Source organism: Litoribacter populi, assembly GCF_007483685.1.
Classification (GTDB): Bacteria; Bacteroidota; Bacteroidia; order Cytophagales; family Cyclobacteriaceae; genus Litoribacter; species Litoribacter populi.
In genome coordinates this window covers 807,308-820,883 of record NZ_VMKN01000001.1, presented here as the reverse complement: position 1 = coordinate 820,883, position 13,576 = coordinate 807,308, and the positions used below count along the sequence as shown (strand labels likewise).

At 41.8% G+C, this 13,576-nt stretch carries 8 protein-coding genes; 3 read left to right on the top strand and 5 right to left on the bottom strand.

Going from position 1 to position 13,576, the window contains the following annotated elements; genetic code table 11:
- Positions 1-140: 140 nt before the first annotated feature.
- On the top strand, positions 141-596 hold the full coding sequence (locus FPL27_RS03520) for a PA2169 family four-helix-bundle protein (protein WP_143959770.1): 456 nt from the start codon (positions 141-143) through the stop codon (positions 594-596).
- Positions 597-666: 70 nt separating this feature from the next.
- On the opposite strand, the gene FPL27_RS03515 is transcribed toward FPL27_RS03520, so the two are convergent.
- A complete protein-coding gene (locus FPL27_RS03515; protein ID WP_143959769.1) occupies positions 667-1,509 on the bottom strand; it encodes a hypothetical protein in 843 nt (280 codons plus the stop codon).
- A gap of 221 nt (positions 1,510-1,730) precedes the next feature.
- The gene (locus tag FPL27_RS03510) at positions 1,731-2,543 is read right to left on the bottom strand and encodes a DnaB-like helicase C-terminal domain-containing protein (protein ID WP_143959768.1); all 813 of its coding nucleotides are present in this window, start codon (positions 2,541-2,543) and stop codon (positions 1,731-1,733) included.
- Positions 2,544-3,105: 562 nt separating this feature from the next.
- On the opposite strand from FPL27_RS03510, the gene FPL27_RS03505 reads away from it, so the two are divergent.
- Together FPL27_RS03505 and FPL27_RS03500 are read left to right on the top strand one after the other, a co-directional pair.
- On the top strand, positions 3,106-4,326 hold the full coding sequence (locus FPL27_RS03505; RefSeq protein ID WP_235893360.1) for a DUF4960 domain-containing protein: 1,221 nt from the start codon (positions 3,106-3,108) through the stop codon (positions 4,324-4,326).
- Positions 4,307-7,348, top strand: a complete 3,042-nt coding sequence (locus FPL27_RS03500; protein ID WP_143959767.1) for a GH32 C-terminal domain-containing protein — start codon at positions 4,307-4,309, stop codon at positions 7,346-7,348. The genes FPL27_RS03505 and FPL27_RS03500 overlap by 20 nt, the downstream gene beginning before the upstream one ends.
- Before the next feature lie 71 nt (positions 7,349-7,419).
- Here FPL27_RS03500 and FPL27_RS03495 read toward each other — a convergent pair whose 3' ends face one another.
- The 3 genes from FPL27_RS03495 to FPL27_RS03485 form a co-directional block, all read right to left on the bottom strand.
- Complete coding sequence (locus tag FPL27_RS03495; protein WP_185974289.1) at positions 7,420-10,155, bottom strand: hybrid sensor histidine kinase/response regulator transcription factor; 2,736 nt, start codon at positions 10,153-10,155, stop codon at positions 7,420-7,422.
- A gap of 106 nt (positions 10,156-10,261) precedes the next feature.
- Entirely contained in the window at positions 10,262-11,788 is a 1,527-nt protein-coding gene (locus tag FPL27_RS03490; RefSeq protein ID WP_235893359.1) for a glycoside hydrolase family 32 protein, read from the bottom strand.
- Between the two features lie 98 nt (positions 11,789-11,886).
- Positions 11,887-13,563, bottom strand: coding sequence for a RagB/SusD family nutrient uptake outer membrane protein (locus FPL27_RS03485; RefSeq protein WP_143959765.1), 1,677 nt, complete (start codon positions 13,561-13,563; stop codon positions 11,887-11,889).
- Positions 13,564-13,576: the final 13 nt, after the last annotated feature.

Here is a 13,576-nt window from a genome sequence, read left to right as displayed (position 1 = left end):
ATCTATCGCAGGGAATGTTCGATTTAAATTAAAACACCAAACAAAATGAGTTTAAGCACACTTATAGATAAGTATAATCATGTAAACAACTGGCATTTAAGCGTGTTATACTTAATACTACTAATTAAACTACCATTAATATGCATAATAAAAACAACGAGATTTTGAAACACCTTCATGACCTCCTCCAAACCAACGAGGATTCCATTAAGGGTTACAAGGACGCCGCTGACCATTTGGAAGAAGGGGAGCTGAGTACAATTTTTTATCGACTCTCTCAACAGAGGGCTCTATTCAAAGAGGAACTCAAAAAATGCATAAGGGAACTTGGAGGGGAAGAAAACGAGCACACAGACTTATCTCATGAGGTTCAAAGGTTGTGGATGAATTTCAAAGCAGGACTGAACGGCAGTGACACTAAAAAAATCATAGAAGACTGTAAAAAAGCCGATAAGCAAGCTTCTGAGAATTATGAAAAAGCATTGAAAGCCGATCCACCTGCATATATCAAGGAAATCCTTGCCAACCAGCACCGGATGATCAAAGGTGCAGAGGTTCAGCTTGAGGAGTTTAAAAAGCATCCGGAAGGGAGATAAGTTTACTAAAAGAAAAAAGCCCTGGATCTAAAATCCAGGGCTTTTCATATTCCAAAATTGAATTGCTAATTTATCTCAAGCCTTCAAAAGTAAAAGTGTGAGCATATGTGCGATCCTCCTCGATGGTGATCATCACCTCATTGTCGCAGGTACCGTTTCCGAAGTCAATATTTGCTTCCAGGTGTCTACCAATAGTCCTCTTCTTTCCTGAAGTTGGAGTATAATTTCCTGCTTGCAAGCACTCTCTTTCAAAAAGTAGCCCCTCTGTAATTACGGTATAATAACCCACCCCAGATCTACCAACGCCATTAGCATTGCCATTCTGTATCCAAGTCACTGGGTTTTCTGGAGCCCAAGACAAGTCTTTGATCGCTTGGGAGTTTCTGGTAGCAGAGGTTCCATCAGGCCAAGTTACACGTCCCGAGTATTCCACATAAGAAAACAATGTCTTCGCTTCCACATCTACCTCATGTTCAGCCAACAAATTACCTTCGATACGAACACCGTTGATGGAATAATTTTCAATGGTCAACCTGCCTGTGTTGTTAGAGTATTCTTCCAAGGTTGAAACTTCCAAATGAAGCCTTCCGGTCCGGATGTTACCTTTAACATCAGCAGTGCCCTCACCGAAATCCACGATTACAATGGCTGGCGTGCTTGTTTCGGGAGTTTCCAAATAAATGTTTGCGTTGACCATTCTTGGGTCATCCAAAAGCACATCGACACCGTTGCTGGCAATCGTGTTTTCGGAGAGAATCACCTCGATCATATCATCGATATCAAGGAAATAGGCCTCAATTTCAGTATCATCTGTTCCAACAATATTGGCGCTTGGAGCAATGTCGGGAAACTCTGTACAAGAAGAAATTAAAAAGGCAATCGCAAATAATGGGAGTAAGTAGAATTTTTTCATATAAAAATTGATTTATTCAAACACTAAAATACAATTATTAGACCAAATCTAATATTAATTTCCTTTTCATAAAACAATTCTTATTATAATTAGTTGATCCTGACTTAAATTTAACTTCGCTATCTAAAGGTAATTTGCTCGAAATAAAAGAGTTATACAGAAATTATAACTGGTAAAAAAAATTATCACGAAATAAAGATTATTTAGAAAAATGAGAGGTTTTAGATAGATCTTTCCTCCCAGCGACCTGATGGCTGGATTTCGAAGCTGAGCATTCCGGTTTTGCCTATGCTGTTTTTTTGAAGATCAAGGTTCACCAAATTGTCTGTGGGCTCACCCTCCATATTCCACTCAATCCCATAAGCCATAGGACGATAAAGCTGTATTACTTTATGGGCATATTGGCAGAGGATATCGGAACGAAAAAGGTCTACTAACTCAGGCATGCGATCCCCACCACGTTTATCGACTGAACTTGCACTCATAAGGCCTATAAATACCGGGATTTGGGTTTCTTTTGCAAAGCTGTGCACCATTTTTAAAGATTCATGGTATAACTTGTAACCATATAAAAAGTCAATAACCTGGAAAAAATCATCCAACATCACATATGATGCATTCCAGCTTTTGGCCATTGTCAGCACTTCTTTGAGGTTTGCGGAACGATGAAGTACTTTTAACCTGTTTTTCAACATGTCTTTTAGGTCACTCATGCCGTCAAGAGCCAAGTCTTCTGGCAGGGCATTCACATCTTCTTCCCTCCCAGTAATCAAGGAAAACATCTGCCGTGCAAAATACTCGCTGTTTGCCATAGGCATCACGACAAAACCCTTCTGTTGCTGCATATAGGAAAAGCGTAGAATTAGATTCAGCATCAAGGCAGTTTTCCCGTGGGTCGGTCTACCGCCGATTACCACCAATTCATCCTTGAATCCCCCAATGGCCAATTGGTCCAGTTTCCTATATCCGCTTGCCAAGATGGGACTCTCCTGATCGGTAGCTAAAAAATGTTGAAAGAGCTCTGAAAAATTCATAGCCTTTAATATCCACAATAAACCGGGTAAATCCAATTTTATAATCAAAAAATTGCACTTAAACTTATTTTTAACCCTTTAAGATCAAATTCCTAAGAAGTATTGTTTAATTGGCTGTACCCTAGAGATCATAATCATTATTGATTGTAATTTTTCATTTAAAATCTGCGCGATAATATAAAACAAAACCATCCAAAATATTGTCCTCCTCGACCTATACAACCTATTGTTACATTTTTACAGGATTTCGATACAAGAGTAACATCAGATTCTTTTAGCTGACCTTAGATTGGGTTTAACAATAACCCAAATGCAAAATGCTATCAATTTTTACTTCTTCTATAAGGAGTAGTTTGTCTCCTTGCTTTAAGCCGAAGTTAAAGGCGGACTTTCTAAAACTCTTGGCCTTTTCGCTCTTTGTCGAAAGCGTAAGACTTTTATTCTCTTCAATTACACTCTTTAAAATATTTAATCCGCAACGGATGAGCCATCAGTTCATCCCTTGGAGAAAATATTTATATCTAACCAAAATAATCAGTCCAACAATTAACAATTAAAAACTATGAGAAAATTTATTACTAACCCCCTACTACCTATCATGTTGCTCTTTTTAGCAATATTTAGCGGCTGCTCAGAAGACACTGATCCATCACCAGTGAGCGCTGAGTTACAGAGCTTTCGAATAATTGCACCTGTGGAAGCGTCCGGGGAAATCAATCATGACGAAAATACAGTTACTGTTTATGTGCCAAGTGGTACAGCTCTTAGTGCGGTTCAGTATGAAGCAGAAGTTCCTGAAGGAGCCAGTGTAAATCCCGCCTCTCATACTTCTGTAGACCTTTCCAACCCCCTTCAAATCACTGTTATTGGAAGAGGCGCTGAGGGTAGAGAAACGTCTGAGGTTTATACTGTTTCGGCATTTTATACGGCACCATATGCTTTCGTGGGAAAAGCTGCGACTATCAACGATCTGGAGGAGGATGCCAGAGCCGCTGCTAACTGGATGCAAGAAACCTACGGGGATGATTTTGTCTATCTTCCAGCATCTGGCATCAATGAAAGTTCCCTTAGCAACGTAAGAGTAATCTTCTATTACCAGTTAGAAGTGGGCAACAATGTTAATTTGGGTTCAATGAGTGATAATCGAGTTTCCGAAGCTATTTCAAACTTTGTTCGCAATGGAGGGCAGATGTTATTGGCAGGTGATGCATCACAATATGTATTCAACATCAATCGAGTACCATCCTCATTTGCCTTTACAGAAACTAACGCTGCTGCCGGAGTTGAGGAAGATAAATCTCCTGATGACAGATGGGGCTTTAGTGTAGTGCCAAGCGCAACTTCAGCCGACAGGACGGGACACCCTATTTTTTCAGGGCTTCTGACTGAAAACAACCGTGTTTATTTGAATAACTCGCCTACAAGAGAAGTTCGTCTAGTGTGGTGGGCCACTGGTCCTGCAGGTGGAGAGTGCTGTGGTGAAATCGAGATGGTAACCAACTTTGAAGAGCAATTGAAGGCAGTAAAGCTTGCCACGCTGAGACATGTGGAAGATTACTTTGGATTTGCAGCTATTGAGTTCGGAAGAACCGATCAGGACACACATGCTGACTTGCATTCTAATGTGCCTACAGACTTCCAAGGCAACATCTTGGTTTTCGCAAACACTATCATAGGTTATGAGTGGGAAACTCAGGACGGTTCGCCAAATGAATATGTAGATAATATCAAGCAATTAACTCAGAACGCTATCAACTACCTCGATGGTTTATACGAAGATTAAAAATATATTTGGGTATGAAAAAGTAAAAGGACCGGGTTTTGCCCGGCTCCTTTTCTTGTTTTTCATTTTATGTATTGAAATTGCCGAAGCGGCAGATCCTCCTTTTATGCACTTTAGGTTTGATGAAGAGCCTGGTGTCCCTTTTGCTCAGGAGGAATTTGGCAACCAACAGTTCCCCATACATAACCTTTTTTCTTCCCCACCAAGAATCCCTGGTCTTCAAGGCAATGCCTTGAGGTTTGATGGTTATTCCACTTATGTTGAAAAAGAACATACTATAAATAGTGTCACCAACCAGATGACCATTGAAGCCTGGTACGCCACTGAGGCTTTCAGTCCTTCTACAGATCTGGACAGGAACCCAATTGAGGGCGGGGCTATCATTAGCCAAATAGACCAAGGTTCAGGATTTGCCCTGAAAATAGGCCCCTATGGAAATGTCATTTTGGATTTTTTTGCCAATGGCAACAAGCACACTATAGCCACATCCCAGATGATTCAGAAATATGCCTGGAACCACATCATGGCAACTATTGACCTCTCCACACAAAATGCCCAGATATTTGTAAACGGGACTTTGTGGAAATCCCTTCCTTTAGAAGAGGCGGGCAACATCACTTTTGCCAATGTTCCGATGCGGATTGGGCAACACAATTCATCCGCCACAATTGAAGGCTTTAACATCAACACACTTAACGGTGCTATTGATGATCTTAAAATCTATAACGTAGCGCTGACAGCAGCAGAAGCTCTGGAAAACTATACCAGATTTGCTCCTGCTCCACAGGAAGAAATAATTTTTGAGGATTTTGAAAGGGAGGACTATGGAGATTGGGCAGTAGAAGGCACAGCCTTCGGTGCTAGCCCTGCATCAGGCACTTTGCCAGACCAAATGCCTGTGACGGGATACATGGGTAGCCAGCTAGCCAACTCCTTTCATAATGGGGATACTTCCACAGGTAAACTCACCTCCCCTTCTTTCACCATTCAATATGACTTGATCAACTTCTTGGTAGGTGGGGGAAACCATCCAGGAAGAGCGGAGGTCAGGTTGGTGATCGATGGACATACCGTACGCTCGGCCACGGGAAATAATACGGAACATTTACGCTTTGATACATGGGCCGTCGAGGAATTCCTGGGGTCAAATGCCCACATAGAGATTGTGGACCAAGAGACCGGAGGCTGGGGGCATATCTTGGCCGACCACTTCACCTTTAGCAATAAACAGGAACTAGTTGAAGCGGATTTGAGCATCAACCCCGCGGAGCGGCATGGACATGATTATTTAAGGCCACAATTTCACCCTATGCCTAACACAAGTTGGACCAATGAGGCATATGGACTCACTTATTACAATGGAAAATATCATTTGTTTTTTCAGAAAAACCCCAATGGACCTTACCTGTTTTTTATGCATTGGGGCCACCTGACCAGCACGGACATGGTGCATTGGCAGGAGGAAAAAATCGCACTGGCTCCCTCTTCAGGCTTTGATGATTTTGGAATCTGGTCAGGTACCACTATCATGGATCAGAACAACGAACCGGTAATCTTTTATACTGGGGTAAATGTCGGAAGAGCCGCTATAGGCTTGGCACGTCCTAATGATGACGACTTGATTGAATGGGAAAAGCATTCGGAAAACCCTGTCATTCCCCAAAGCCCTCCTGGACTACTGGATTTTAGGGATCCTTTCTTATGGGAGGATAACGGCATTTATTACATGATTGTGGGTTCCGGCCAGGCCAATAATGGCGGGGGAACCATCCCTACTTATAAAAGCACGGATTTACTTAACTGGACCAAAATCCCAGATTTATACAGCAATCCTAATATAGAAGAAACCGGCTTTTTTTGGGAAATGCCTCTGTTTTATCCTATAAATGATGAAGGAGATTATATTCTATCGGTAACACCGCTATTCCCAGACAAACCTGCAAATGTGGTGTATTGGATCGGGAAATTTGAAAATGAAAAGTTTGTGCCCAATTCTGAATCAGCCCAGCTACTTGAGCCTGTAAGAGACAATATGCTCGCTCCCGCAATAGGTTCAGATGAGTTGGGAAGGGTTAACTATATTGGAATAATCCCTGAAACAAGGAATGTACCGGATCAGCTTAAGGCCGGTTGGAGGCATGCATTTGCCTTACCAAGAGTTATCAGATTACTTGAAGACAATAAGATAGGTCATTACCCTCATCCTAACCTTTGTAGGCTAAGGTCCAATGAGATTTCCATAGAAGATCGTATTATTGAAGAGAATACAGAAAACAATCTGATTGAATTCGGAGGAAACCAATCAAACCTAATCTTCTCCGTGAAAGCAGAAGAAAATTCTCGTTTTGCTCTTCAGCTTCTTAAAAATGCGGATGGAAGTCAACATACTTCCATCATCTTTGATTTGGAAAGGAATCAGATAGCTTTGGATACTAGGTATTCACATGAGAGAGAAGCTTCCAGATCCTATAAAACCTTTGAGTATGTTTTTGACCATCAGGAAGAGATTAACCTTGAAATATTCATTGACCGCTCAATTGTAGAAGTCTTTATCGACAACCTGCTAGTTATTTCCACCCGAAGCTATCCCTCAGAGGCAAGCCAATTGGTAGATTTGCTGGTCACCCAAGGCGAGGTGGTTATTTTGGACGCCTCTCAATATGACATGCAGGCAATTGGCAGTCCTACCGGCATAGAGGTATGTGAACCTGGGTATTTGCCCACAGGGTTTCGCAGCGGGGAAGAGGATATTATCACCAGCGTAAGAGAAAATGAAAACCTTAGGAAGCATATAAAAGTGTACCCGAATCCAGCATCCACCACTCTACAGGTAGACCTTTCGGAAAATTTGGGTGCATATGAACTCTCCTTGTACTCCACTAGCGGGACCTTGATCAGTTCAGATTCCTCTGAACACAGCCAAAAAGTAATCAACGTGGAGCATCTACAGGCAGGTATTTATGTGGTGGTATTAAGAGGAAAATCCTTTATGGAATCTTATAAAGTTATCATCAATAGATAATCGTCATTTCTACAGTAAAACTTCAGGTAACCGGAAGGGTCAAGGGACCATACAGCCTTGCCGGTTTACTTTTACACCTCACTTGGTGTATAGCCAAAATGCTTCTTAAAACATTTGCTAAAATATGAGGGATTACTGAAACCTACCTCCATGGATATTTCATTGATGTTGTAGTTTTTCTCTTCCAGCAGCTCTTTGGCTTTCTTGAGCCTGAAGGTCTTTATGAATTCATTCGGGGTATAATTGGTAAGACTTTTCACCTTCCTATATAGCTGAATCCGGGAAATTCCAACCAGATTGGACAACTCTTCCACACTGAACTGTGAATTGTCCAGGTTTTGGTTAAGGATGTCGATTATTTGGTTGAGGAAGTTAACATCCGTTTTGGAGAGTTTTCGGTTCTCCGCCTCACCTTCCTTTTTCTCTGTCAAAAGCAGATTGTTCTGGAAAGACTTCTTCCATTTTTCACGGTTCTCCACCATTTTCCGAAGTCGAAGAGATACCAGGTTCATGTTAAAAGGCTTACTGATATAGGAATCGGCACCTAGGCCAAAGCCTATCTCCCTGCTTTCAGCCTCCGACTTAGCCGTAAGCAGTACCAAAGGAATATGGCTAAAATTAATATCTTTTTTGATTGACTCACAAAGCTGGAAGCCGTCCATTTCCGGCATTTTAACATCTGAAAGGATAATATCTGCAGTCTCTCCATTCAGCAACAATAAAGCTTCTCTACCATTGGTTGCTTCCAAGATTTTAAAATCCTTAGATAAGCTTCCTTTTAAGTAGGTTCTTAAGTCGTTATTGTCCTCCACTAATAAAAGTACTGGCTTAGCATCATCCACAAGTGGTGTTGCACTTTCTTTTTCACTGTACTCAAAAAGTGAGTTTTTTGCATATAACTCCTGCAGACCCTCACTTTCTGGAAGGTTACTCTGCATGATATTTACACCTTCCATGCCCTTATAGTGTTCTTTGCCTTTGAGGAAGCTAACGGTAAAGACAGTACCAACATCGGTTTGGCTTTCCGCCTGTATTTTCCCTTTATGCATCTCGGTAAACTGCTTACAGAGAGAAAGTCCTATTCCCGTTCCTAAGGCACTAGAATTGACCTGGTAGTATCTTTCAAATACTGCTTCTACATCAGCTATGCCTTCTCCATTGTCCATAATTTCTATATGGACATTTTCTTGGTCTTCAGAAATTTCCACTGAAATGGTTCCTCCTTTATCTGTAAATTTAAAGGCGTTGAAAATAAGATTGTAAAAAACTTTTTCAACTTTATCTTGATCCAACCATAAAAGATCCTCCCTCAGGTCAGCCCGGAAGGAATAATTGATCTTCTTCATCTTTGCATGATGCGAAAATGAATTAAATATATTTTGAAGAAATGATGAGAATGAAACAGGAGTGATAGTCATACACATCTTTCCATCTTCGATCTTTCGGAAATCTAAAAGCTGGTTGATTAGCCTCTGGAGTAGATTTACGTGTTTGTATACGAGCAGATACGTCTGCTTATCCTGATAGGACAGGTTTGGTTTGGAAAGCAGCTTCTCCACTGGACTCAAGATCAGCGACAGTGGAGTTTTAAATTCGTGAGAAATATTGGAGAAAAAGGCCATTTTTGCTCTAGTCACTTCCTCAAGCCGGTTGTTCAGATCAATTAGTTTTTCATGTTTTTCGGCAAGTTCTCTACGCTGCTTTTCTATAGCCAGATTCTGTCTATTAAGTTTAAAATTAGCTTTTAATTTGGATCTGTAGGCCTTGACACTGATCAGTGAAAGGATGAGAAAAATGATTAGTAAGGCACCGATCAAAAGCAAAATTGTTTGCTGGGCATTGAAGCGAAGTAGTTGTTCACTGATCAGTTTGTTTTGGTGCTCAATCTTAGATTGCTGGCCAAATAGCTGTTCTGACTGCAAGGCAAGTACTCTGGCATTGGTAGAGTCGATAGCAGCTGTCTGTAGAATATTTTCTCTCTTAAAGGGTTGCTTCGAAAGAATATCAATGGCTGTTTTAATGGCCAAATCACCACCAGTAGGGTATAAAAATGTGGCGTCAATTTCTCCGTTAAGAACAGCTGCTACACCACCATTTGGACCAGGCAGTCCATCAACGCCGAGCACTTTAACTTGCTCATACCCAGAATGGCTTGACAACACTTTCTTTGCGGCTCTGGCCATCACATCATTGTGGGCATAAACGGCGTCAAAAGGACCTTCACTTTCCAATATTAGAATTTCCATGGCTTTTTCAGCACCATCCTTTATCCAATAACCATTGGCCTCTCCTACTATTTCAATTCCAGAAATTTCCTTTAATTTTTGTTCAAATCCGTACTTTCTTTCCTGTGCTGCAGAAGCTGCTGGATCGCCGGTAATCTGGACCACCCTTCCATTTCTGCCCAGCAAAGACACAAGATAATTGGCCGCTATTTCGCCTATGGCAAGATTGTCCCCACCTATGTAAGAAGTGTATTGGTCACTGTCTATTTTTCTGTCAATAAGAATTACGGGTATGCCTTTGCGATAAGCTTTTTCCACCGCTGGCGTGATAGGTTCAATGGCATTCGGAGAGACGATAAGAAGATCAACCTCGTCTTTAATAAATTGCTCGACATCTGCAATCTGTTGTTCGTTGCTGTAGTCCGCATCACGGATGACTAGGCTAGCTCCAGGATAAAAAAGCAATTCCCCTTCCATTTCTTTATGCATCGTCTGCCTCCAAACATCCCCACCGGTAAGCTGGGAGAATCCGATTGTATACGGAAAATCCTGATTGTCTTCATCCTCTGAGCAACTTAACATGCCCATTATAATTGCGACAAGAAATATGTACTTTGAAAATAAGCCGCCGAAAACCTTCATGTTTAACTATAAAAAACAAGGTGGACAGAGGTCCACCTTGCCGTTATTATCTTATGGTCGGAGCTTCATAAATCCTTACCATTCCTGACTCCTCTACCTCTTCTTCACTTGAATGGACCTCAAATTTAGTAAAAGGTTTTGTATTAAACACCTGAGCTGTCATCACATATACTCCATCATTGATAAAAACCTCCACTGAAGAGGCGTCTACCACGATATCCATATTTATTTTATTTAATTTTCCTCTGACCGGCATTTCCTGCACATTGGAAAATTCATCATGGAAATCAACTTTTCCGGACTTGCTTCTATCCAGATATACCTTTTGATTAGCATTGTCAATTTTTAAAGTCAGCTCCTCTCCGCCCTCATTGCTAAGTCTGATAACATCAGTTGCTTCACCAAGGCCAAGGTCCTTCAAAGAAATTACATAACCCTTATCCCCGGGAATTTCAATGGCTTGGTTTCTTTTTAGTGTAGTTTCACTTTTCAACTCATCCAAAGATTCATAAAATTCCTTTACTGGCACATTGGCAACAATATTTTCACCTGTGTCACTTACAAGCCTAAGTTCTCTAGCCAAAGTCATGGCACTTCTCCATCTTTCAGTAGGTGTAACAGTGGCATAAGTCCAATTGCTCATCCAGCCGATAAATAGCTTTCTACCATCCTCTTCGGGAACATTAGCCCATGTAACACCGGCATAATTGTCTGTACCCCAATCCAGCCACTTCTCTTCCTGATGTTCTGGAGTAAAGGTGGTGCCATCAAAATCTCCAGTGAAGTATTGGGTTCCGCTTCCTCCATTTGGCGCGCCTGGATTAATACTAATAAACATCACCCATTTGGACTCCCCATCTTCCCCTTTCAATTCAAAAAGATCCGGGCATTCCCAAACGCCTCCCTTGGCTCCTATGCCCTCTCCAAATTCACTTTCCAAGGTCCAATCTTTTAGATCTTTGGAAGAGTACAAGTGGATCACATCCTTGACAGCCAAAGCCATTACCCATTTCTCACTTTCCTCATGCCACATAACTTTTGGATCCCTGAAATCAGCCATTCCTGGATTTGGTAATACTGGATTCCCCTCATATTTCTCCCAAGTTCTGCCCTTGTCATTACTATAAGCAAGGCTCTGCACCTGACCTTTTTCGTCATGATGATGGGTGAATATCGCCACCAAGGGTGTTTCATCTCCTGATTTAAAACCTGCAGTATTGTTGTGATCAGCTACAGCACTTCCGGAGAAAATAAACCCCAGGTCATCCGGATACAGTTTCACCTCCTGCTCCTCCCAATGTACCAAATCGGTACTGATAGCATGTCCCCAGTGCATTGGTCCCCATACTGTACTGTCTGGATAGTATTGGAAGAAAAGGTGATATTCTCCATCATAGTAGACCATCCCATTTGGATCGTTCATCCAGTTTTCCTCAGGGGTGAAGTGAAACCGTGGACGAAAAGCCTCTTCTGAAGCTTCGGAAATCTGATCCTGCTCGGATTGATAACACCCGAATCCCAAAGTAGCAACAACGAGCCCAAGCACGGTATTTTTAATAATTTTCTTCATCATGCTTTAATTTACGATAAAAAAGGGAAATCACGGGAATTCACAATAGGTCAATAGGTTATAGCAATACTTTTTTCCCGCAACCTCCCTTATTTCATCCATTATCTATAAAAACGATTTTGTGTGTACACTCCCTGGCTTCTATCAATTTCGCTTTGAGGCACAGGAAGGTATTCGTTTCGGTTTGGTGTAAACTGAGCTGCATTCAGGTGCGGTCTGATGTTTCTTTCTTCAGTAAAGAAAGTGTTCAACACCTGATCTGCCACTCCCCATCTCACTAGGTCATAAAACCGGTGACCTTCTAGGCAAAGCTCAAGTCTCCTCTCAAACCTAACAGCCTGGGTAGCAAATACAGGATCAGCAAAATCGCCGCCTTCATACAATCCAATCCTATAGTTTGCGGCCAATTCATCGCTGCCCAATTGAGTGACAAACGGAGCATTCGCGGCTCTTTCCCTGATTTGGTTAACATACATCATAGCCTCAGTAGTGTTACCAAGCTCAATTAAAGCTTCTGCTTTCCACAGCAACACATCAGTAAACTTGATCAAAGGAAAATCCATTGCTCCAAGGGCCCATGGGAAACCTGCAGTTGCCCTGTAGGAGGAATTTGGAGAAATGATATTTTTCTTTTTACTGTAAGGCCCATAAACATTGGAAGATCTGGCCCAGTTTTCAACATATACGCTTCCTTCAAAATCTTTCCAAGGTATGCCTGGACGTCCAATGGCATGATCCAAACGAGGGTCCACAAAATCGTCTGCAGTTAATTCACTGTTATTGAACGTGGTAAACATTGGCAAACCTCTCTCGTCCGTTTTAAAGGCATTCACCAAATTTTGGGTAGGCCGATGAAAGCCGTCACCCCCACCGTAGGCAGGGCCCATAGGTGAAGTAAGCAAATCTCCCCAGTTGATCACACCAGCCTCAGAGCCATCTCTTACTGAAAACGATATCGAGAAGATGTCTTCAGGACTATTGTTCCACTCAGGCATGGAATAAAGCTTTTCATAGTCATCCAATAAGCTATACAAGCCAGAATTAATCACTTCTGATGCCTGCTCCGAAGCCTGCTGCCACTTTTCCTGGAAAATATAGGCCTTGGCCAGATAAGCATGGGCTACAAATTTATTCGCACGATTCACTTCATTTTGTACCGTTGGAAGGATATCCAGTCCATAGGCAAAATCCGCTTCAATCAATTCCCAAAGCTGCTCTGAAGTAAGGTCATTCGCTACATTCCCAATATCGGTAAACGTATGGCTTTCGTCGATATATGGGAAAGAATAGAAATTCTTTTTGAGGTCGAAATAAAAATGCCCTCTCAAAACTCTCATCTCTGCAATTCTCACCTCTTTATTGGGATAAGCTCCCTCATCGATTCTTTGCAAAGCCCGGATTGCACTGTTTACATTTCCTATTGCGATATAGGATGCCCTCCACTTTCTTTCGAAAACGAAAATGTCCGGGGTGTTATTAAAGGTTTCCATCTGGTTATACTCAATGATATCCCCAGGCCCCCCACCGCCTTTGTAGGCGTCGTCGGATCTTACGTCTCTATAACTCCAATTAGTCGGAGGGTGAAAAAAAGTAGGATCAAGACCTGGAAAATGCGCTTTCATAGAAGCATAAGCGGCAGTTACCAGACCATCTACTGCCTCAGCAGTATTGAGCTGCTCGTCAGTCAAAAGCCCTTTAGGAGTGGTTTCCAGTACGCTTTCGCAACCTACGGAAGCCCAAACCATTAGACCTAATATTGTTGATTTTATATATTTCATCGTTACTTGGATT

Excerpts from the sequence above, each read along its gene's own strand:
- FPL27_RS03520 (WP_143959770.1), top strand. The coding sequence starts at position 141 with ATGCATAATAAAAACAACGAGATTTTGAAACACCTTCATGACCTCCTC.
- FPL27_RS03515 (WP_143959769.1), bottom strand. The coding sequence starts at position 1,509 with ATGAAAAAATTCTACTTACTCCCATTATTTGCGATTGCCTTTTTAATT.
- FPL27_RS03510 (WP_143959768.1), bottom strand. The coding sequence starts at position 2,543 with ATGAATTTTTCAGAGCTCTTTCAACATTTTTTAGCTACCGATCAGGAG.
- FPL27_RS03505 (WP_235893360.1), top strand. The coding sequence starts at position 3,106 with ATGAGAAAATTTATTACTAACCCCCTACTACCTATCATGTTGCTCTTT.
- FPL27_RS03500 (WP_143959767.1), top strand. The coding sequence starts at position 4,307 with ATGGTTTATACGAAGATTAAAAATATATTTGGGTATGAAAAAGTAAAA.
- FPL27_RS03495 (WP_185974289.1), bottom strand. The coding sequence starts at position 10,155 with ATGTTAAGTTGCTCAGAGGATGAAGACAATCAGGATTTTCCGTATACA.
- FPL27_RS03490 (WP_235893359.1), bottom strand. The coding sequence starts at position 11,788 with ATGATGAAGAAAATTATTAAAAATACCGTGCTTGGGCTCGTTGTTGCT.
- FPL27_RS03485 (WP_143959765.1), bottom strand. The coding sequence starts at position 13,563 with ATGAAATATATAAAATCAACAATATTAGGTCTAATGGTTTGGGCTTCC.